This is a genomic window from Haloleucobacter ellipsoideus (assembly GCF_052491725.1).
In genome coordinates this window covers 37,209-58,546 of record NZ_JBQWAR010000019.1, presented here as the reverse complement: position 1 = coordinate 58,546, position 21,338 = coordinate 37,209, and the positions used below count along the sequence as shown (strand labels likewise).

Annotated in this window: 20 protein-coding genes and 2 tRNA genes; 18 read left to right on the top strand and 4 right to left on the bottom strand. The window is 60.6% G+C overall.

Features of this window, described 5'->3' with window-relative positions; translation table 11 throughout:
• Positions 1-52 precede the first annotated feature (52 nt).
• The 7 genes from ACT6QG_RS10395 to ACT6QG_RS10365 all read left to right on the top strand — a co-directional run bounded on the left by ACT6QG_RS10395 (position 53) and on the right by ACT6QG_RS10365 (position 7,515).
• A tRNA-Leu gene (locus ACT6QG_RS10395) sits at positions 53-137 on the top strand.
• Positions 138-275: 138 nt separating this feature from the next.
• On the top strand, positions 276-1,634 hold the full coding sequence (gene tig, locus ACT6QG_RS10390) for a trigger factor (RefSeq protein ID WP_444977498.1): 1,359 nt from the start codon (positions 276-278) through the stop codon (positions 1,632-1,634).
• Between the two features lie 90 nt (positions 1,635-1,724).
• Positions 1,725-2,360 carry an ATP-dependent Clp protease proteolytic subunit gene (locus ACT6QG_RS10385; protein ID WP_444977497.1) on the top strand — a complete coding sequence of 212 codons (636 nt, stop codon included), beginning with the start codon at positions 1,725-1,727 and terminating at the stop codon, positions 2,358-2,360.
• 424 nt (positions 2,361-2,784) lie between these two features.
• A complete protein-coding gene (gene clpX, locus ACT6QG_RS10380) occupies positions 2,785-4,062 on the top strand; it encodes an ATP-dependent Clp protease ATP-binding subunit ClpX (RefSeq protein ID WP_444977496.1) in 1,278 nt (425 codons plus the stop codon).
• A 288-nt stretch (positions 4,063-4,350) separates the two neighbouring features.
• Positions 4,351-6,768: an endopeptidase La gene (gene lon, locus ACT6QG_RS10375; protein ID WP_444977495.1), complete on the top strand. Its 2,418-nt coding sequence runs from the start codon at positions 4,351-4,353 to the stop codon at positions 6,766-6,768.
• A gap of 209 nt (positions 6,769-6,977) precedes the next feature.
• Positions 6,978-7,256 (top strand): HU family DNA-binding protein, encoded by a 279-nt coding sequence (locus ACT6QG_RS10370; protein ID WP_444977494.1) that lies wholly within the window; start codon positions 6,978-6,980, stop codon positions 7,254-7,256.
• A 183-nt stretch (positions 7,257-7,439) separates the two neighbouring features.
• A tRNA-Val gene (locus ACT6QG_RS10365) sits at positions 7,440-7,515 on the top strand.
• 145 nt (positions 7,516-7,660) lie between these two features.
• On the opposite strand, the gene ACT6QG_RS10360 is transcribed toward ACT6QG_RS10365, so the two are convergent.
• A complete protein-coding gene (locus ACT6QG_RS10360; protein ID WP_444977493.1) occupies positions 7,661-8,275 on the bottom strand; it encodes a helix-turn-helix domain-containing protein in 615 nt (204 codons plus the stop codon).
• Between the two features lie 76 nt (positions 8,276-8,351).
• Positions 8,352-9,185, bottom strand: coding sequence for a bifunctional hydroxymethylpyrimidine kinase/phosphomethylpyrimidine kinase (gene thiD, locus ACT6QG_RS10355; protein WP_444977492.1), 834 nt, complete (start codon positions 9,183-9,185; stop codon positions 8,352-8,354).
• 191 nt (positions 9,186-9,376) lie between these two features.
• Between thiD and ACT6QG_RS10350 the strand changes: the two genes are divergently transcribed.
• The 11 genes from ACT6QG_RS10350 (at position 9,377) to ACT6QG_RS10300 (ending at position 19,852) form a co-directional block, all read left to right on the top strand.
• A complete protein-coding gene (locus ACT6QG_RS10350) occupies positions 9,377-9,613 on the top strand; it encodes an Lrp/AsnC ligand binding domain-containing protein (protein WP_444977491.1) in 237 nt (78 codons plus the stop codon).
• 134 nt (positions 9,614-9,747) lie between these two features.
• The gene (locus ACT6QG_RS10345) at positions 9,748-11,796 is read left to right on the top strand and encodes an acyltransferase family protein (protein ID WP_444977490.1); all 2,049 of its coding nucleotides are present in this window, start codon (positions 9,748-9,750) and stop codon (positions 11,794-11,796) included.
• 29 nt (positions 11,797-11,825) lie between these two features.
• Positions 11,826-12,206 (top strand): fluoride efflux transporter CrcB, encoded by a 381-nt coding sequence (gene crcB, locus ACT6QG_RS10340; protein WP_444977489.1) that lies wholly within the window; start codon positions 11,826-11,828, stop codon positions 12,204-12,206.
• A 100-nt stretch (positions 12,207-12,306) separates the two neighbouring features.
• Positions 12,307-13,389, top strand: coding sequence for an RluA family pseudouridine synthase (locus tag ACT6QG_RS10335; protein WP_444977488.1), 1,083 nt, complete (start codon positions 12,307-12,309; stop codon positions 13,387-13,389).
• 273 nt (positions 13,390-13,662) lie between these two features.
• Entirely contained in the window at positions 13,663-14,274 is a 612-nt protein-coding gene (locus ACT6QG_RS10330; protein WP_444977487.1) for a TRAP transporter small permease subunit, read from the top strand.
• Between the two features lie 130 nt (positions 14,275-14,404).
• Positions 14,405-16,213 carry a TRAP transporter large permease gene (locus tag ACT6QG_RS10325; protein ID WP_444977787.1) on the top strand — a complete coding sequence of 603 codons (1,809 nt, stop codon included), beginning with the start codon at positions 14,405-14,407 and terminating at the stop codon, positions 16,211-16,213.
• 154 nt (positions 16,214-16,367) lie between these two features.
• Positions 16,368-16,952 (top strand): hypothetical protein, encoded by a 585-nt coding sequence (locus ACT6QG_RS10320; RefSeq protein WP_444977486.1) that lies wholly within the window; start codon positions 16,368-16,370, stop codon positions 16,950-16,952.
• A 4-nt stretch (positions 16,953-16,956) separates the two neighbouring features.
• Positions 16,957-17,655 carry an HAD-IA family hydrolase gene (locus ACT6QG_RS10315; RefSeq protein WP_444977485.1) on the top strand — a complete coding sequence of 233 codons (699 nt, stop codon included), beginning with the start codon at positions 16,957-16,959 and terminating at the stop codon, positions 17,653-17,655.
• Between the two features lie 12 nt (positions 17,656-17,667).
• Complete coding sequence (locus tag ACT6QG_RS10310) at positions 17,668-18,456, top strand: ATP12 family chaperone protein (protein ID WP_444977484.1); 789 nt, start codon at positions 17,668-17,670, stop codon at positions 18,454-18,456.
• A 256-nt stretch (positions 18,457-18,712) separates the two neighbouring features.
• On the top strand, positions 18,713-18,916 hold the full coding sequence (locus ACT6QG_RS10305) for a DUF1656 domain-containing protein (protein ID WP_444977483.1): 204 nt from the start codon (positions 18,713-18,715) through the stop codon (positions 18,914-18,916).
• Positions 18,917-18,937: 21 nt separating this feature from the next.
• Positions 18,938-19,852: an efflux RND transporter periplasmic adaptor subunit gene (locus ACT6QG_RS10300; protein ID WP_444977482.1), complete on the top strand. Its 915-nt coding sequence runs from the start codon at positions 18,938-18,940 to the stop codon at positions 19,850-19,852.
• 102 nt (positions 19,853-19,954) lie between these two features.
• On the opposite strand, the gene rnk is transcribed toward ACT6QG_RS10300, so the two are convergent.
• Together rnk and ACT6QG_RS10290 are read right to left on the bottom strand one after the other, a co-directional pair.
• Complete coding sequence (rnk, locus tag ACT6QG_RS10295) at positions 19,955-20,368, bottom strand: nucleoside diphosphate kinase regulator (RefSeq protein WP_444977481.1); 414 nt, start codon at positions 20,366-20,368, stop codon at positions 19,955-19,957.
• 352 nt (positions 20,369-20,720) lie between these two features.
• The gene (locus ACT6QG_RS10290; protein WP_444977480.1) at positions 20,721-21,092 is read right to left on the bottom strand and encodes a MarR family winged helix-turn-helix transcriptional regulator; all 372 of its coding nucleotides are present in this window, start codon (positions 21,090-21,092) and stop codon (positions 20,721-20,723) included.
• Between the last annotated feature and the right edge of the window lie 246 nt (positions 21,093-21,338).

Genomic DNA, 21,338 nt, shown 5'->3' with positions numbered 1-21,338 from the left:
GCGACTGGTCGAGCCTCCCATGGTATGCGCCCTGTGGCGCCTGCTGCGGCATGCGGGCGTGGCGGAACTGGTAGACGCGCGGGATTTAGGTTCCCGTGACGCAAGTCGTGGGGGTTCGAGCCCCTCCGCCCGCACCAGTATGCCAGGGTCCTCCAGTCAGCCAGGCCATTGGCGGTTGGCGGTGAGGTGGGCATGCAAGGCCACGGTGCTGCGGGAAGCACCCAGGAGTTGAACGGAATTCCGCCCAGTGCGGCAGAGGATGTGAAGGCAAGACGATGCAGGTGACTGAGACCCAGGCCGAAGGCCTCAAGCGCGCGTTCCATGTTGTGGTGCCCGCAAGCGATCTCGACGCTCGGGCCGAGGCGCGCCTGGACGAAGTCAAGGGCCAGGTGAAGCTCAATGGCTTCCGTCCCGGCAAGGTGCCCACCGCTCACCTGAAGCGCATGTATGGCAAGTCCATCATGAGCGAAGTGATCGAGCTGGTCATCAATGAGGCCAACGGCAAGATCGTTGAAGAGCGCAGCCTGCGTCTGGCTCTGCCCCCCAAGGTGAAGCTGGCCAATGAGAGCGAGGCCGAAGCCCTGCTCGAAGGCGGCAAGGACATTGCCTACGATCTCGAAATCGAGATTCTGCCCACCATTGAGCTGGGCAACTTCAAGAACATCTCGGTCGAGAAGCCTGTCGTCGAAGTGAGCGATGAGGAAGTGGACGAGACCATCAAGCGTCTCGCCGATTCCAACCGTCCTTTCGAGGACAAGGAAGGCGCTGCCGCTGAGGGCGATCGCGTCACCATCGACTTCGCCGGCTATATTGACGGTGAGAAGTTCGAGGGCGGCTCTGCCGAGAATATCGATGTGATCCTTGGTTCCAAGGGCTTCATTCCCGGTTTTGAGGAGCAGCTTGTCGGCATTGCCGCCGGTGAGAACCGCACCATCTCCGTGACCTTCCCCGAGGAATATGCGGCGCGTGAGCTGGCCGGCAAGGCTGCCTCCTTCGAGGTCACCGCCAAGTCTGTCGCCGCTCCCGGCGAGCTGACCATTGATGACGAGTTCGCCAAGGGCCTTGGCCTTGAAAGCCTTGACCAGCTCAAGGAAATGGTGCGTGAGCGCACCGCTGGCGAGCATGCCGCGATTGCCCGCCAGAAGGTGAAGCGCGTTCTGCTTGATGCGCTGGACGAAAAGCACCAGTTCGAGGTGCCGGAAGGTCTGGTCGAGCAGGAATTCGCCGGCGTGTGGGATCAGGTCCAGCGTGATCTGGCTGCCCAGGGCCGCACCTTTGCGGATGAGGACACCACCGAGGAAGAGGCCAGGGCGGACTATCGCAAGATCGCCGAGCGTCGCGTGCGTCTGGGCCTTGTGCTCGCCGAGATCGGTGAGAAGAACAAGGTGCAGGTGAGCGACGAGGAAGTGACCCGCGCTCTGGTTGAGCGTGCCCGTCAGTTCCCGGGGCAGGAGCAGCAGGTGTGGGATTACTACCGCAAGAATCCTGATGCGATGGCTTCCGTGCGCGCGCCGCTCTTCGAGGAGAAGGTTATCGACTTCCTGCTGGGCGAAGCCAATGTGACCGAGAAGAAGGTCACCAAGGACGAGCTGTACAAGGAAGAGAAGGAAGACGAGAAGTCGGCCGAGGCCTGACGTTCTCAGACGTCGCCCGGCTGCCGGGCTCTTGACGACATCCGGCGGTGCGCGCCTCATGCGCGCCGCCAACGTTCCTGAGGGCTGAAGATGCGTGATCCCGTCGATACCTACATGAATTATCTCATCCCCATGGTGGTCGAGCAGACCACGCGCGGGGAGCGGTCTTATGACATCTATTCGCGCCTGCTGAAGGAGCGCATCATTTTCCTCACCGGGCCGGTGGAGGATGGCATGGCGACCCTTGCTGTCGCCCAGCTTCTCTTCCTTGAGGCGGAGAACCCGAAGAAGGAAATCTCGATGTATATCAACTCCCCTGGCGGAGTGGTGACATCGGGCCTCGCGATTTACGACACCATGCAGTTCATCAAGCCGGCGGTCTCCACGCTGTGCATCGGGCAGGCTGCCTCCATGGGCTCGCTTCTGCTGACGGCTGGTGAAAAGGATCTGCGTTTTGCATTGCCAAATGCGCGAATCATGGTGCACCAGCCTTCTGGCGGTTTCCAGGGACAGGTGACCGACATCATGCTGCACGCTCAGGAAATCCTCAGCCTGAAGCGTCGACTCAATGAAATTTATGTGAAGCATACGGGCCGCGATATTCGGGAAGTTGAAGACGCGCTGGAGCGCGACAACTTCATGACAGCCACTGCGGCGAAGGAATTCGGCCTCATCGATACGGTCGTCGAGAAGCGTCCGGCCGAGGAAGAGCAGAAGGCCGAGTGAGGTTTTGCACAAGGGGATGGCGCACGCGGGATGCTGCCCATTCCCTTGTTAAACCAGTGATATACGGTTTTTCTTCATATTCTGTTATCCATGTTTTCATGAAGTCAGGCCCCCATTCTGAAAAGAGTGGGGGCCTTTCGTTTGGGAACTTTCAGTCAAAGATTCACCGTTATGGTGTGGTCTGGTGATGAATCTGTTTCGCATGCTCCGGCGTTCCGGGCGGTGCGAAAAAAGAGGCGGGGCATGTGGGGAACTTCATCTGTTTGCCGCAAATGCCTTGATCAAGTCACCAGAGGGTGATTGGCTAACTCATTGCCAATCACCATATTCGGGTCTGGTCAGCTTCTTGCAGGCAGGCCCCAACTGGTGATCCGTACGACACAGGCGCATATGTGTCCGTATCGATAGGTCGTAGGAGACGAAGATGAGCAAGACCGGCGGCAGCAGCAGCAGCGATAGCAAGAATACGCTTTATTGCTCTTTCTGCGGCAAGAGCCAGCACGAGGTCAGGAAGCTCATCGCCGGACCGACCGTGTTCATCTGCGACGAGTGCGTCGAGCTGTGCATGGACATCATCCGGGAAGAGTCCAAGTCCTCGCTGGTGAAGTCGCGGGATGGCATCCCGACCCCGAAGGAAATCCGCAATGTGCTGGATGACTATGTCATCGGCCAGCAGCATGCGAAGAAGGTCCTCTCGGTGGCCGTGCACAACCACTACAAGCGCCTCAGCCACGCCACCAAGAATGGTGATGTGGAACTGGCCAAGTCCAACATCCTGCTGGTCGGCCCCACCGGCTCCGGCAAGACGTTGCTGGCACAGACGCTTGCACGCATTCTGGATGTTCCCTTCACCATGGCTGACGCCACCACGCTGACCGAAGCCGGTTATGTGGGTGAGGATGTCGAGAACATCATTCTCAAGCTGCTTCAGGCGGCTGATTACAATGTCGAGCGCGCGCAGCGCGGCATCGTCTATATCGACGAGATCGACAAGATCAGCCGCAAGGCGGACAATCCTTCCATCACCCGCGACGTTTCTGGCGAGGGTGTGCAGCAGGCCCTGCTGAAGATCATGGAAGGCACGGTTGCCTCCGTGCCACCGCAGGGTGGTCGCAAGCATCCCCAGCAGGAGTTCCTGCAGGTGGATACGACCAATATCCTGTTCATCTGCGGCGGCGCCTTTGCCGGTCTGGACAAGATCATCTCGTCCCGCGCCCAGGGCTCGACCTCCATCGGCTTTGCCGCGAAGGTGGCTTCGCCGGAAGATCGTCGTCTTGGCGAAGTGTTCCGCGAAGTGGAGCCCGAGGATCTGCTGAAGTATGGCCTCATTCCCGAGTTCATTGGCCGTCTGCCGGTTCTGGCGACGCTCGAGGATCTGGATGAGGAAGCGCTGAAGAAGATTCTGGCCGAGCCGAAGAACGCTCTCGTGAAGCAGTATCAGCGTCTGTTCGAGATGGAGAATGTCGAGCTGACGATCCATGAGGAAGCGCTGGGCGCCATCGCCCGCAAGGCTATCGAGCGCAAGACGGGCGCGCGCGGCCTGCGTTCCATCATGGAAGGCATTCTGCTGGATACGATGTATGACCTGCCGGGCCTTGAGGGCGTGGAAGAGGTTGTCATCTCCCGCGAGGTGATCGAGCAGAAGGCGCGGCCTCTCTATATCTACGCAGACCGCGTCAGCGACGCGGGAGCCAGTGCCTGAGGGCCATTTATACAGAACACTCCCCCGCGCATCACGCGCGGGGGGCCTTTTTGTGTTTGAATGCAAACCTGTTGCTTTTCCCCATTTCATTTCCGCACCGCACCGCGCCGCGCCCTTGAAACTTTCCGGGCGCATCTCCATCTTGGTTGAGAAAGATCCGGTCTCCGTGCTCGGACCTCATGCGGCCAGCGGCCTTCGCGGCATCAGCATTGAAAATCCGTTCCGGTATCCGGCTGCGCATATGCGCGGCAATGCGTCCGTGCGTGTGCACTTTGAAAGGATGAGGTCATGACGAGCCCGAAGCCGCGCCCCCCGCTCGTTGCTGGCGTGACGCAAACCTACCCGGTGCTTCCGCTGCGCGACATCGTGGTGTTCCCCCATATGATCGTTCCCCTCTTCGTGGGGCGTGAGAAGTCCATCCACGCTCTGGAAGAGGTGATGCGCGGCGATACCTATATTCTGCTCGCCACGCAGGAGAATGCATCGGATGACGATCCCTCTCCCGAGGCGATCTATAATGTCGGCACCCTCGCAACCGTTCTTCAGCTTCTGAAGCTGCCGGATGGAACGGTGAAGGTTCTGGTGGAAGGTGTGAGCCGCGCCCGCGTCTCGCGCTATACCGAGCGCACCGATATCTACGAGGCCGAAGCTGTTACCATCGAGGAAGAGGCCGGAGACGCGGTTGAGGCGGAAGCCCTCGCGCGTTCCGTTGTCACTGAATTCGAAAACTATGTGAAGCTGAACAAGAAGGTCTCGCCGGAAGTGGTGGGGGTTGTCGGCCAGATCGACGATCACTCCAAGCTGGCGGACACCATTGCCTCGCATCTGGCCGTGAAGATCACCGACAAGCAGCATGTGCTGGAAACCGTGAAGGTTTCCGACCGGCTGGAGAAGGTGCTCGGCCTCATGGAGAGTGAAATCTCCGTGCTGCAGGTGGAAAAGCGCATCCGCTCCCGCGTCAAGCGGCAGATGGAAAAGACCCAGCGCGAATACTATCTGAACGAGCAGATGAAGGCCATTCAGCGCGAACTCGGCGACGAGGACGGCAAGGATGACCTGCAGGAGCTGGAAGACCGGATCAAGCGCACCAAGCTGACCAAGGAAGCGCGTGAGAAGGCAACCCATGAGCTGAAGAAGCTCCGGCAGATGTCGCCCATGTCGGCGGAAGCCACCGTGGTGCGCAACTATCTGGATTGGCTGCTCTCCATTCCGTGGGGTGTGAAGAGCAAGATCAAGAAGGATCTGCCCTTCGCCCAGCAGGTGCTGGATGCCGATCACCATGGCCTCGACAAGGTCAAGGACCGGATCATAGAGTATCTTGCGGTGCAGAGCCGCGCGAACAAGCTCACCGGCCCGGTGCTGTGCCTTGTCGGCCCTCCCGGTGTCGGCAAGACCTCTCTGGGCAAGTCCATCGCCAAGGCGACAGGGCGCGAGTTCCTGCGCGTGGCGCTGGGTGGTGTGCGCGATGAGGCGGAAATCCGCGGTCACCGTCGCACCTATATCGGCTCCATGCCCGGCAAGGTCATCCAGTCCATGCGCAAGGCCAAGAAGGCCAACCCGCTGTTCCTGCTGGACGAGATCGACAAGATGGGCGCCGATTTCCGCGGTGACCCGTCCTCGGCCCTGCTTGAGGTTCTCGACCCCGAGCAGAACCACAGCTTCGCGGATCACTATCTTGAGGTGGAATATGACCTCTCGAATGTGATGTTCGTCACCACGGCGAACACGCTGAACATTCCGCCGGCCCTTCTGGACCGGATGGAGGTGATCCGCATCGCCGGTTACACCGAGGAGGAGAAGGCGGAGATCTGCCGCAAGCACCTCATCCCCAATGCCGTCAAGAAGCACGGCCTGGGGCCGAAGGAATGGTCCATCACTGATGACGCGCTGATGCTCGTGATCCGCCGCTACACCCGCGAAGCCGGTGTGCGTAATCTGGAGCGTGAGATCTCCACACTGGCCCGGAAGGCCGTGAAGGAACTGGTTCTCACGAAGAAGAAGGCGGTTCATGTCACGGCGGAGAATCTGGAGGAGTTCCTCGGCGTTCCGCGCTACCGCTATGGCGAGATCGAGCGGGAAGATCAGGTGGGTGTTGTGACCGGTCTTGCCTGGACCGAGGTGGGTGGCGAACTGCTGACCATTGAAGGCCTGATGATGCCCGGCAAGGGCAAGATGACGGTGACGGGCAACCTGAAGGATGTGATGAAGGAGTCCATTTCGGCGGCGGCATCTTATGTGCGCTCGCGGGCTGTGGATTTCGGCATCGAGCCGCCGCTCTTCGAGCGTCGGGACATCCACGTCCACGTTCCTGAAGGGGCAACTCCGAAGGATGGGCCTTCCGCCGGTGTGGCAATGGCAACCGCCATTGTCTCGGTGATGACCGGCATTGCGGTGCGCCGCGATGTGGCGATGACGGGTGAAATCACCCTGCGTGGCCGGGTTCTGCCGATTGGTGGATTGAAGGAGAAGCTGCTGGCCGCATTGCGCGGTGGCATCAAGACCGTTCTCATTCCTGAAGAGAATGCGAAGGATCTGGCGGATATTCCGGCGAATGTGAAGAACGCGCTGGAAATCATCCCCGTCTCCCGGATGGATGAGGTGCTGCATCATGCACTGGTGCGCCACCCCGAGCCGATCGTGTGGGAAGAAAAGCCGGTGGCGGCGCCTGTCGAGGGTGAGGACAGCTCCGGTGTCGTTGCCCACTGATGCAAGCGGGTAACAGTTGAGAGTGGGAAGGGCGGCATGTGGACCATGCCGCCCTTCTTATTTGCAACATCACATGTCAGAAAGCGTGCATTGGTGCGGGTTTGTCGTCGACTGTACTTGCAAAAGCCGCATTTTCCGTGATTCTCGCGCGGATCGCTGGAGCGTAACTCCCGACGATTCGAATTTTGACAATGGAAGGGAATGGTCAGATGACCACCAAGAACGAACTGATCGCCGCGGTGGCCGAAGAGGCCAAGCTGACGAAGACGGCCGCCGCCGCCGCCGTGGACGCCACCTTCGACATCATCGCCAAGGCGCTTCAGCAGGGTGAGGAAGTCAAGCTGATCGGCTTCGGCAGCTTCTCGGTGGTGACCCGCGCTGCACGCGAGGGGCGCAATCCGCGCACCGGCAACCCGGTGAAGATCAGCGCTTCCAAGGCGCCCAAGTTCACCCCGGGCAAGGGTCTCAAGGAAGCCGTCAACAGCTGATTGAGACACCGGGCGCCGTGTATATGCACATGGCGCCCGCATAACCATGGAGCTTATCATGCTCCATGGTCTCATTTTTCTGTCTTGCGTCGCGTGTACAACCAAAGCCCTGTTGAGAGCATCAGATGGGGCCTTGCCGCGGCAGGTTGTACAGCATACAAACGCGCTTCAAAATATGAAAGTGGGCGGTTAGCTCAGTTGGTAGAGCATCTCGTTTACACCGAGAGGGTCGGCGGTTCGAGCCCGTCACCGCCCACCATGTTCTTCAATTCCCGGATATGATTTTAGACTGCTGTCCTTATGGAGTGACAGACTTCTGTCGCTTCTGAACAGCCGTGTCCCGGCATCCGCCAGGAAAAGGCGGACGCAACCACCGCCATCTTCATGGGGCCGTCTCCGGCACATCACTCAAGCACGGCCGCTTTCAGCAGGCACACCATGAAAGCGCGCGCTGGCACATCGTTGATATTGCGAATGATGTGACGATGATCACAGCGATAGCGAATGGTTTCGCCTTCCTTCACTGTTTCGATCATCTCGCCAACCGTGACCTCAAGAGCGCCGGAAATGACAGTCAGGCATTCGACGGCACCACGCTGGTGGCCTTCGGAATCCAGCTCGCCACCGGGCTCGGCCGTGACATCATAATATTGCAGCCATTCGACCGTCTTGATCCATCCGATGATTGAAAGCCGGACCTTGCCGTCTTCTGAAAGCAGTATCGGGGTATCGGCGCGGGTGAGCTTTTCAATGACCGGGCTGTCATCCTCGGAGGCCAGAACCCGCTCGACAGACATGTCCAGCGCCTGGGAAAGACGCCAGATCGTGGCCAGTGTCGGGTTGGTCTCGTTGCGTTCGATCTGGCTGATGATGGATTTGGCAACGCCGGACTGTTCCGCCAGCTCGGAGAGCGACAGATTGTAAGCCTTGCGCAGACGCTGAATGGTCTTGCCCAGCTGTCCGGTCAGGATCTGTGCGCCGGATTCGAGCGTGTTGCTCCCACGATCTTTGACAGCCATGAATGCAACCCTTCCACCGAACATGTGTTCGATATAGCGGACGCAGCCCGGCTTTTCCAGTCCTGCCGCCTGTTGCTCAGCTCTGCTGCTGGTCCAGAAGGGGCCAGAGCGCATGGAAATGATGCACCGGCCCATGCCCTTTGCCCACATGAAGCTGATCCGCGGCCGCAATGGCGGCGCTGATATAAGCCTTGGCGCGCATGACGGCCTTCTCAAGCGGCAGCCCCAGAGCAAGGCCGGCAGCGATGGCGGAGGAGAGGGTGCAGCCCGTGCCATGGGTGTTGCGGGTATCATGGCGCGGTGCGGGTAGGCGCAAGGTGCCGTCCGGGCTCACCAGAAGGTCGACACTGTCCGATCCCTCCCCGTGGCCGCCTTTCATCAGAACCGCGCGCGCACCCAGTTTCAGCAGGGCTTCTCCCTGGGCCTGCATTTCCTCCTCAGTGCTGGCGGGGGCGGTGTCCAGCAGGGCGGCGGCTTCAGGCAGGTTGGGGGTGATGAGATCTGCCAGCGGCAGCAAATGCTGCTTCAGCGTGTCCACGGCGTCCGCAGTCAAAAGACGCGCGCCGGAGGCCGCGATCATCACCGGGTCAAGCACAATGGGGCGCACGCCGGCGCGACGAAGTCCCGCCTCGACAGCGCGAATGGCCCCGGGGCGCGAGAGCATGCCGATCTTCACCGCCCGCACATCCAGATCGGAAAAAACCGCATCCATCTGGGCTTCGATAAAGGCGTCCGGCACATCATGAATGGCGCTGACCCCAAGCGTGTTCTGTGCCGTGAGCGCCGCGATGACGCTGGCACCGAAAACGCCGAGAGCGGAAAAGGTTTTCAAGTCGGCCTGAATGCCGGCCCCGCCGCCGGAATCAGAGCCGGCGATGGTCAGGGCGATAGGGGGCGCGCTGTTGAGCAACGGTGCACTCCTTCAAGGATGCGGCACATGGGCCCGCTGGAAAATCCTGTATTCCCAGCCTCTATGGCATGAGGGCGACCCGAAGGCCATGGGCGCATTGGCGCATGATGACAGGAGAGACTTGCGCGGGCGCGCGCATTTGTTCACCTTGCGCGCCAACAAGCTGCGCATCCATATGCCCGGAGAGTGTCGTGATCCCCTTTTTCGTCCAGATCAAATGCCATCTCGGCAAGGCCTATGAAGTGGCGGATATGCTTGCCGATGCGGAAATCGCCTCGGAAATCTATTCCACCGCCGGTGATTATGACCTGCTGGTGAAGTTCTATGTGGAACCGGGTACCGATATCGGCCAGTTCGTGAACCAGCAGGTACATGTCATTCCCGGCATACGGGACACGCACACCATCATTACCTACAAGGCGTTCTGACCCTTTCAGCCCTTCTGCAAGATTGCGGCGGATCTGGCGCATGGTGCATTGCGTCCCGCGAATGTGCTCGCTATTGCTGAGCGCGCCCCGGTGGGGAGCCGTGCGCAAACGCGAAGCGCATCCGAGGAGAGATCATGAGTCTGGTTTACCGGCCCGATATTGATGGTCTGCGCGCGATCGCCGTGGGCAGTGTCGTGCTGTTTCATGGCGGGTTCAAGTTTGTTGGCGGCGGGTTTGTCGGCGTCGATGTGTTCTTCGTCATCTCCGGGTTTCTGATCACCTCCATCATCTATCCGGATATGGTGGCGGGGCGCTTTTCTCTGGCGGATTTCTATGACAGGCGTATCCGGCGCATTCTGCCGGTGCTGTTCCTGGTTCTGGCGGTCACGACGCTTCTGTGCACGTTCACCCTTCTGCCTGCGCAGATGGAGGAATATGCCAGATCGCTCGGGCCTGCCGTGCTGTTCTACGCCAACATCCATTTCATGTGGCTGGACTCCTATTTCGGGCCGGTGGCTGAACAGATGCCCTTGCTGCATTTGTGGTCTCTGGCGATCGAAGAGCAGTTTTACATCGTATTCCCCCTGTTTCTGTGGCTTTTGGCCAGGTTTGCGGGCGTTCGGACCACCATATGGTTTCTGGTTCTGGTGGCGGTTCTTTCGCTCGCTCATGCCGAGATCGAGTTTGCCGGGGACGCACGCCGGGCGTTTTACCTGTTGAGCTGCCGTGTCTGGGAGTTTCTCTTCGGCGCCTTTCTGGCCATAGCGCCGCTGCCGAAGATAAAGCACAGGACCGCAAACATTCTGGGGCTTCTCGGGCTGGTGGCGTTGCTGGTGCCGGTTTTTGTCTATCGGGAATCCACGCCTTTTCCCGGTGTGCATGCCCTGCCGCCGGTGCTTGGCACGGCCCTGATCATCTTTGCCGGAATGAACGCCCCGACGACGATCGTCGCGCGGGTTCTTGCGATGAAGGGCTTCGTGCAGATCGGGCGGATTTCCTATTCGCTCTATCTGTGGCACTGGCCCCTGCTGTCTCTGGCCTTTGTCTATAAGGGCCGCCATCTCACCAATCTTGAAGCCGGCATTCTCATCCTTCTGGCGATCGGTCTTTCCTTTCTCTCCTGGAAATATGTGGAGATGCCGCTGCGCAAGCCGCAGGCTTTCTTCGGCCGGCGCAGCTACAGGTTTGCCGGGGCCATACTCGGCATTGCCATTGTGTTTGCCGGTGCGCGCGGGCTTGAGGCGATCAACGGGCAGCTCTGGCCCAATACGCCGTTGGGCGAGAAAGCCAACAGTGTGGTGGCGCAGGTGCGCACCCCGCGTGAATGCGATGAGGCCGAGCGCAAGGCCGCACCGAAATTCGATCTGGCCCGCACCAATTGCATCATGGGGCCCGGAGCCGCGACAGGGAAATATGAGGTTCTGGTGTGGGGCGACTCGCATGCCGGCTCCACCTTCTCGGGCATTGGCGAGGCTGCGGAGCGTTTGGGCCTGACCACCCGGCTCATCAGCCGCCCGGGCTGTCCGCCACTGGTCGGGGTTCTTCCGGCGGTGCGCAATATCATCGATCATCCCTGTTTCGATTTCAACGCGGCGGTGCTGAAGGAGATCGAGAAAGCCAAGCCACGCCTTGTGGTGCTGGTCGGGCGCTGGGCCATGTGGACCCACTATACACGCGAGGGTGTCGCGGCCCTGCTCATGCCGGACCTGCCGGATGCCCAGGAGCCCACACGCGAGGTGAGCATCGCGGTCTTCCCGGTCGCGGTCGAGCGCACCATTCAGGCCATTCGCGCGGCCGGGGCGAATGTGCTGATCCTCGGGCAGGCCCCGGAATTTGTGCAGCAGCCGGCCCAGTGCGTGGCCTATCGCGAATATTTCATTGGCGATTCTTCCGCCTGCTATACGGCGCCGCGGGAAAAGAGCACGCTGTTTGTCAGCCCCTCCAATGCCGTGATTGCGGAAAAGGTGAAGGACCGGCCGGGTGTCTCGGCGGTTTATCTTCAGGATGTCTTCTGTGATCAGAAAACCTGCACATCGGGGCAGGGGGAGGAGTTCTATTACAGGGATCAGGACCACATCACGCCTGAGGGCGCGCGCATTGTGGGCCAGTTTCCCGGCGTGATATCGGCGCTTGAGGCCGTGGCCACGCGGGTGGATACTCCCCGGCCGGAAACCCCGAACTGAGCCGTCATCCGCGACGAGAGGCTGTCATCATGAGTTATCTCATCGTCTTTATCGGGGCCGGTATTGGTGGCATGTGTCGCCACTTCATGAATGTGGTGGTGACAGGCTGGGCCGGCAGCACCTTTCCTCTCGCCACCTTTCTGGTGAATGTGAGTGGCTGTCTGATCATGGGGCTGCTGATCGGTTATCTCACATTCCGCAGCGGCGGCGCGGTTCATCCCGGCCACCGCCTGTTCTTCGCCACGGGTGTGCTGGGCGGCTACACGACATTCTCCGCCTTTTCGCTGGATGCGATGCTGCTGGTGGAGCGCGGGGATATTTCACTGGCCCTGCTTTATGTCGCAGGTTCCGTAGCGCTGAGCCTCATTGCCGTATTTGCCGGTTTTTACCTGATGCGGGCCGTGGCCTGACCGGATTCCCGCCAAAACCGTCTGCGCCGCGTGACGCGACAGGCCGCATGCTCTATTGGTCTGGGCAAATTTCCATTTCGTGGCGCGAGGACATCCGCTCATGGCGGTCGAGTTGAAGACGGTGACTGAGGACGAGGCGGACATGCGCCTCGATCGCTGGTTCAAGTTGCATTATCCGGACCTGTCATTCGGTCATCTGCAAAAACTGGTGCGCACGGGGCAGGTGCGTGTGGATGGCGGCCGGGTGAAGACCTCATCCCGGCTCGCGGCGGGCCAGAGCGTGCGCATTCCTCCTCTGGGAGGCGATGAAGACCAGCCGGCCGATGAAAAGGGGCAGGGCGCTGCGCCCGAGGCCAGGCCGGGTGCCGCCCGCGCCTCCACCCCCACGCGAGCCGATACGGGGAGAGAGGCGCCTGCCGGTCGCGGGGCGCGCAAATATCTTTCAGACAGCGAGTATCTGCGCTCCCTCATCCTCTATGAGGATCGTGACGTGATGGTGCTGAACAAGCCGTTCGGTCTTGCCGTGCAGGGTGGTTCCGGCATCACGCGCCATGTGGATGGATTGCTGGAGACGATGACAGGCAAGGATGGGCAGCGCCCGCGCCTTGTCCACCGCATTGACAAGGATACCAGCGGTTGCCTGCTCATCGCGAAATCCCGCCTCGCGGCCTCGGTCATGGCCAAGAGCTTTCGCTCGCGTGAGGCGCGCAAGGTCTATTGGGCTGTCGTGCCCGGCGTGCCGAAGCCCCGTCAGGGCCGGATCTCCACCTATCTGGCCCGCGATGAGGAAGAAGAGCGGATGCGCGTGGCCCGCCATGGGGAGAATGAGGCCAGCCATGCCGTGACCTATTATGCGGTGGTTGACCAGGCGGCCCAGAAAATGAGCTGGCTGTCTCTCAAGCCGGTCACGGGGCGCACCCATCAGTTGCGCGCGCATCTGGCCCATATCGGCCATCCGATTCTGAGCGATCCCAAATATTTCAATATCGAGAATTGGGAGATGCCGGGCGGCTTGCAGAAGAAGCTGCATTTGCTGGCGCGTCGTATTGTCATTCCCCATCCGCGCGGGGAAGGCCTGATCGATGTATCCGCGCCCCTGCCGCATCACATGGCCCAGTCCTTCGCGGTGCTGGGCTTCGATGCCAGCCAGTATGACCCGATACTGGAATCCCCGGAAGGCTGAGCGGCTTTTGTCTCTCCTCCTGCGCCATTGCAGCTTGTGCATGGCGCAGGGTGGTGCGCGCGCAAAGGCCCGCTGATCCTCCTCAAACACTCCGGGGCGCTGTGCAATGGAAGCAGGGCAGCCGCGCCCCGCATGCGCTTGCGACTACAGTGACTTTCCTTATGGTGGTCCAGGTATTAAAAGACGGCTTCAAAAGCGGGGGCCTGTCCGGTTCATGCCTGTATTGGTGAGCTGGATTCGGCCTTTCAAGTCTTGCTCCAGGGAAATTGGCCCATGAAACCTTTGCTCGCGCTCTCGCGCGGCATAGATGCGCTCAATGTGCGCATCGGCAAGCTCTCCTCCTGGCTCATCCTTGTCGCCATCGTGGTGTCATCGGTGAATGCCGTGGTGCGCAAGCTGTTCGATGTCAGCTCCAATAGCTGGCTGGAACTGCAATGGGTTCTGTTTTCCGCGGTTTTCCTGTTTTGTGCCTCCTGGACGCTGCGTGACAACGAGCATATCCGCATCGATATTCTCAGCAGCCATCTGAGCAAGCGCATGCGCGATGGAATCGACATTTTCGGCCATGTCTTCTTCCTGCTGCCGTTTTCCCTGCTGCTGCTCTGGACATCCTGGCCCTTCTTCCTGAAGTCCTTCTATATCAACGAGCAGTCCCTGAATGTGGGCGGGCTGCCGCAATGGCCGGCCAAGCTGCTCGTGCCTGTGGGCTTTCTGCTTCTGACCCTTCAGGCTTTTTCCGAAATCATCAAGCGTGTGGCCATCATGACCGGCCGGCTCGAGGACAAGGCATCGAGTGACGAGAACGGTCCGATTGCTCTGGCCGCCGAGGCTGAGCGGCTGATGACGGCACAACAAGGCGGTGATGATGCCGCCGAACAGCGCTGAGGGCGAAATGCGCAATTCTGGTTTGGTGCGGTTCGCGCTTCTTCTGGCATGTGTTGTGGCGCTGGTGGCCTTTCTGCCGGATGCCGCGCTGGCGGCTGATGGCAGCTTCAGCGGCTGGTTTGCCCACAATATGGCGCCCATCATGTTCGTGGCGTTGGTCTTCTTCCTGCTGCTGGGCTACCCCGTCGCCTTCTCGCTGGCGGCCAATGGCCTGATTTTCGGGGCGATCGGCATCTATCTGGGCCTGTTCCGGCCGGATTTCTTTCAGGCCATGCCTGAACGAATCTATGGCACCATGAACAATGAGGTGCTGCTGGCGGTGCCCTTCTTCACCTTCATGGGCCTCATTCTTGAGCGCTCGGGAATGGCTGAGGATCTGCTGGATACCATCGGCCAGCTTTTCGGCTCCGTGCGTGGCGGCCTTGCCTATGCGGTGATTTTCGTCGGCGCCCTGCTGGCGGCGACCACCGGCGTGGTGGCCGCATCGGTCATCTCCATGGGGCTGATCTCGCTGCCGATCATGCTGCGCTATGGGTATGACCGGAGGGTTGCGACAGGTGTCATCGCCGCCTCAGGAACGCTGGCGCAGATCATTCCGCCCTCTCTGGTTCTGATCGTGATGGCGGACCAGCTCAATCGTTCGGTGGGTGACATGTATGCGGGCGCATTGCTGCCGGCTCTGGCCCTCACCGGAGTGTATGCGCTCTATATCTTTGTCGTCTCGATCTTCTTCCCCTCGGCAACGCCCGGCCTGCCGCCCGAAGCGCAGACCCTGCGGGAGGCCGAGGCCGCTCCCGCCATGCCGCATATTCTCGGCGCGCTGAGTGCTGCCGGCTTTGCCGTTCTGATCGCCACCGGTTCATGGCCGGCCATGACCGCAGATGTCCTTTCGGAAACAGTGAATATGGCTGTGTGGGGCGTTGGGTCCTTCATCGTCCTTTATGTCGTGATGAAGGGTGTGGCGCGTCTCATCACGCCTTCGCTTTTCATCATTGCCGCCGTGACGATCGCCGCCGCCATCTGGCTGCTCAACAATGCCCAGCTCAAGTTTGGCGTTGATTATATCGTGCTGGCGATGAGCGTTACGGTTGGTCTGGCGTTCATTCTGGCCGTGGTGAATCGCGTGTTCCGCCTGAAGCTGCTCTCCCGCATCGCGGAACAGGTCATCTTCGTCATGGTGCCGCCGCTGGCACTGGTGTTTCTTGTTCTGGGCACCATCTTCATCGGCGTCGCCACGCCCACGGAAGGTGGCGCCATGGGTGCGCTGGGCGCCCTCGTTCTGGCGCTGGCACGTGGCCGGCTGAAGTTCGACCTGTTGCAGCAGGCCACCTATTCCACTGCGCGGCTTTCCGCATTCGTGCTGTTCATCCTGCTGGGCGCGCGCGTGTTCTCACTCACCTTCTATGGGGTGGATGGACATCTGTGGGTGGAAGAGCTGCTCGTGTCGCTGCCGGGCGGTGAGCTGGGCTTCCTCATCGCCGTCAACGTGCTGGTATTCTTTCTGGCCTTCTTCCTCGATTATTTCGAGCTGGCCTTCATCATCATTCCCCTGCTGGGGCCCGCGGCGGACAAGCTGGGCATTGATCTCATCTGGTTTGGCGTCATCCTTGCGATGAACATGCAGACCTCGTTCATGCATCCGCCCTTCGGCTTCGCCTTGTTCTTCCTGCGTTCTGTGGCCGCGAAGACACCTTATGTGGACCGCGTGACGGGCCATACGATGCAGCCTGTCACCACCGGGCAGATCTACTGGGGTGCGGTGCCCTTCGTGTGTATCCAGCTTGCCATGGTGGCCCTTATCATTGCCTTCCCGCAAATGGTGACGCACTACAAGTCCGGGCATGTGGAACTGGATGAGCAGCAGATTCAGCAACAGTTCGACAGCCTGACGCCAGGCCTTGAAGAACCGCCCCCGCCGCCTCTCGACTTTGGCGGGTAACTGTCATCCATAATGCCGTCCAAGTCCGGCGGTACCTCATCGCCGGATACAGAAGGGAAGGGCAAGTTTGATGGAAAAGGATCAGAGAACCTGTCCTTCCTGCGGTGCAGAAGTCTTTCCGGATGAGACGCGATGCCCTGTCTGCCATCATGCCTTGCGCACGGGAACGCTGACCCGTGTTCTGGTTGGTGTGACCGGGACGGTTGTGGCCTTGCTCGCCGGGGCAGGTGTGTGGTGGGTGCTCTCCGATACCGGCAGCCAGAAGGCGGCTGCCCCGGCGGCGCCATCCGTTGTCGAACAGCCTGCCGCTGAGGCCGCTGCACCTGAAGCCAGCATGCCGTCTGCCGCGGTGACCGCTCCGCCGCCAGCTTGGCCGCAGGATGGCGAGGCAAGCGCCACCGGGCAGGCAGAATCTGAGGCAAAGCCCGCAGCCCCTCAGGCGCAGCCGCAGGAGCCCATTGTTCCGGCAACGGTTGAAGAGCGTCAGGCCTTCGCCAAGGAAACCGAGCAAAGCCTTTCCAAGAATGGGCTGGACCTTTCGGTCTCCACCTCCGGCGCGGAACACAAGACCCTTGTGATGACCTTCAATTATCCGGCTGCATCCACGGCCGAACTCATCGTGGCCGGCCCCTTCCCCCGGCAGTGTGAACGACGCGGTTTCACGCGGATCCTGTTCGTGGATCCCGGTGAATCCACATTCGTTTATGATATCGCCACCCAGACCCTCAGCTCGCGGTGAACTCATGACCTCCAATGCACCGCTTCTGGTGTTGTTTGATTGTGATGGCACTCTGGTGGACAGCCAGCACATGATCGTGGCTGCCATGCATGGTGCTTACGCCATGAATGGACGTACGCCCCCCGAGCGGGAGAGGATCCTGTCGATTGTGGGTCTGTCCCTGCCGGAAGCCTTCACCAATCTGGCGGAAGGCGAGGAGGGCTATCCTGTCATGGCGATGGCGGAAGCCTACCGCACCTCTTTCATGCAATTGCGCGATGCCAATCCGCCGGAGCCGATGTTTCCCCATGCGCGGGATGTGCTGAGCGCCTTGCGCGCGCGGGATGATGTGCTGCTGGGCATGGTGACGGGCAAGGCCCGCCGGGGGGTGGATCGGGTTCTGGACGCCCATGACATGGTGGGCTGGTTCGACACCATACAGACCGCGGATGATGCCCCCTCCAAGCCGCATCCGGCCATGGTGTTTCAGGCCATGCAGGAACTGGGGGCGGAGCCATCGCGGACGATTGTGGTGGGCGACACGGCTTTTGATATGGCCATGGCCCGCTCGGCCCGAGCCGGTGCCCTGGGTGTTTCATGGGGGTATCATCCGGTGGAGGATTTGCGCACCGCAGGCGCGCACCTTCTGGTGAACCAGTTTACGGATGTGCCTGAGGCCCTGGAGCAGATTTCCGGTGAACTCGCGCGCGCTACAGAGCGCTGACAGGAGAGGGCGATGCGGGACTTTCTGACGGATCTGGAAGATGGCGCCCTGCCTGAGGATCCCGTCGCGCGTGCCCGTGCGGCGCAGCGAGCACCCTTGCCGAAGCGCTTCTACAAGGACGTGACCATCGGCGAGGAAGCCGGTGGCGTTTTCACCATTCTGCTGGATGGTCGCCCCGTACGCACTCCGGCCCGCGCCCGGCTCGAGGTGCCGACACGGCCGCTGGCCGAGGCGCTTGTGGCGGAATGGCAGGCGCAGGAAGAGGAAATCGATCCATTCTCCATGCCACTCACCCGCCTGGTGAATGTGGCCCTCGACCGGGTGGCTGCGGAAGTCGATACGGTGAGGGACGAAGTGGTCCGCTATGCCGGCAGTGACATGCTTCTGTACCGGGCAGAAAGCCCACAGGGGCTGGTGGATCGGCAGGCGCGGCATTGGGATGATGTGCTGGACTGGATGCGTGATGCCCATGGCGCGCGCTTCTATCTGGCGGAGGGCATTTGCCATGTTGCCCAGCCGGAAAAGGCCCTCGCCAGGGTTCGCGCCCTTGTGCCCGAGCAGCCTCTTGAACTGGCTGCGATCCATTCCATGACCACGCTCACCGGCTCGGCCCTGCTGGCTCTGGCTGTTGCATATGGTCACAAGGATGCGGTTGCCGCCTGGGGTGCCGCGCATGTGGATGAGGACTGGAACCGAGACCAGTGGGGCGAGGATGAGCAGGCTGCGGCGCGGCGTGCGGCGCGTGAGAAGGAAATGGCTGCCGCCGCTCGTCTGCTGACGCTTCTATCGCCGGCGAGCTGAGCTTGCCGAAGGGCATGTCCTGCGTGTGCCGTCTAGCCGCTCTGGCATGAAAGCCAGATGCGCGCAGGGTTTGGAAGGGCAGGCCGGGCGTATGGCGCGGCGCATCAGAGCCGGTGGTTGAAGGCTGCGGAAGTCTACCCCTTCCGTTTCCCGGGCCCATAAAGAATGCTAAGGGGCATTGCATCTGGTTCCAACCGCATGGATAGTCCTCCTGCCGGAGCGGGGCAGATAGCCAGGGAGAGGCGCGAGTTGCATTATGCTTCGTGAGATTTCGATAGCCGGGATATATGTCCCGGCCATTTTCTTCTACTTCCTCGCCAGCCTCGTCATTTATCTCATTTTAGATGCAATTCTGGTGCGGATGAACATCTACCAATGGTTCTGGCATGTGCAACTGGTGCGGCTCTGTCTGGTTGGCATCATATTCAGCCTGACCTTCATTTTCATACCACTGCAGTAAATGGGCTTTGTAATGCGGGGAATGTCTGTCGTCAGGGTTTTCGCCACGCTGCTTCTGGTTGCCAGCGCGGTCTGGTGCACCTGGCTGCTGTGGCAGTACTATTTCTATTCACCCTGGACGCGCGACGGGCGGGTGGTGGCCAACATCATCAAGCTGGCCCCGCAGGTTTCCGGCCAGATCACTTCCGTGCAGGTGCGTGAAAACCAGTTCGTGAAGAAGGGCGACATTCTCTTCACCATTGATGATGTGCCTTACCAGATTGCAGTGCGGACAGCCGAGGCGCGCATGAACAGCGCCAAGGCAACCTGGGAGATGAAGCAGTCCGTCTCAGACCGCATGAACAACCTGTCCAATCTTGCGGTCACAGCCCAGCAGCAGGAAGATGCCCGCCTGGCCGCGGCTGCCGCGGAGGCGGATTATCAGACCGCGGTCTCGCAGCTTGATCATGCCAAGCTTCAGCTGAGCTGGACAGTGTCCCGCGCCCGTGCGGATGGATGGGTCACCAATATCAATCTCAATCCGGGTGACTATGCTGTCATGGGCACGCAATCCATGGCGATCGTGGATGCCGCGTCCCTGCGCATCGAAGCCTATTTTGAGGAAACGAAGCTGTTCTTCATCCCTCTGGGCGCGCCGGCGAGCATCTATCTCATGGCTGGCGGTCCGCCGTTGACCGGAAAGGTGTCATCGATCGCGCGGGGTATTGAGGATATTGATAACCCGCAGGGACAGGCGGGCCTGCTGGCCGTGAAGCCGAACTATCAGTGGATCAGGCTGGCCCAGCGCATCCCGGTTCGTATCGAGCTGGATGCCGTACCGGAAGATCTGACACTGGTGAGCGGGATGACCGCGACTGTTGTGATCGAGCCGGAAGCGCAGGAACAGGCCGCGCAAGGGCAGGCAGCGGCGCCCGCCATCACGTCCGGAAAGAACTAGCTTTTCTGCTCACCTTCCGCCGATGGGCGGCTGGAAATGGACACATATACCGGCAGGTGCAGCAACAGGGCATGAAGCGATTCATGCCCTGTTGTGTTGAAATCAGCCCTCTGCCTCTTCGACATTCTTGACGGACAGAACCTCAAGCTCATTCGGGCGCCCGTCCCGTGCTGTCCATGTGATGGACTGGCCTTCGGAAAGGCCGATCAGCGCCGCGCCAATCGGCGTCATGATGGAAATGCGGCCGGCGGCAATGTCCGCATCACCGGGATAGACCAGAGAAACGGTGCGCTCCGCCCCATTCGCCTTGTAGGTGATGGTCGACCCCATGCGTACGGCTGTTGCGGGCAGGCGCTTGGCAGGCACCACCTTGGCGCGCTCCAGTTCGGTCAGCAGTTCCTCGGCAACATCCGGGTTGCGGGAGAGGAAGGCCGTCGCCAGGCCAGTCAGGCGTTCATGGTCCTCTTCATTGAGAACGATTGTGGGCAGACGGCCAGTCTTTGTGGCTTTTCTCATGAGTCCTCACCATGGCTCTGGAATCCGGCTCGCGCGAAAACCGGCACAGCCTTTTCAGCGGTGCAGGGGCGAGATGGAAGAGTATGAAAAAGTTTGCGCTTCAGCGTTCCGTTACAGAAACAACTGATCATTCACCCCCAGCACCCGGAAGCGCAGGGGCCGGGAGCGGGGTCATATTCCTGCGACAGGGCAGGGGCGACGGTGAATGGTGCTGATGCAAAACATGGTTTGATGAGGCCCTGCTACAGGTCCGATGTCAAGCGGGATGAAGGTCTGATGGGTGCTAAAGCCTGTTGGTAATGGGGCCTGCCATCTCCATTCGGACAGGTGCGGGCGAGTGGCGCAGTTGCGCTCAGGCCGTGTTGAGGCCCGAGCGCAACCTGTCCAGCAACTGGAAGAGCTGGAGCTGTTCTGCATCGCTCAAGCCGATGAGAGCGGCGGAGAAAAACTCCTCGATCGGCTCCTGCATCTCGCCCCACGCATATTCTCCGGCCGGGGTCATGCGGATCAGCCGGCTGCGGCCATCCTCGGGGTCGCGGATGCGCTCGATCCACGCGCGCGATTCCAGCCGGTCCAGCACGGCGGTCAGGTTTTGGCGGCTGAGCAGCAGGAATTCCATCAGCTCCTTTACGGACATGCCCTTGTCATGCACCAGCGGACGCGCCAGCGCGCCCAGAACCGCCCATTGCTGGGTGGTCGCCCCAAAGCCCGACATATGCCGCATGCCGTTCTTGTGCAGAAGATTCGAACATTGATAGAGCCGAAAGAACAGACGGTTGGCGACATCCAGTCGGGTCGGATCGCCAAGGTCTCCGTGCAAACTCATTGCGAGGGCCTTCTTAGCCAATGCAGCCGGCATATCCCGGATGCGGAACAGATGGGTACTTCTTCAGGATGCTTGTAGCGCGGTTTCCCTCACAGGGGCATCCCGCATCCACATGGAGTTATCTATCAAGCATATCATCGAAAG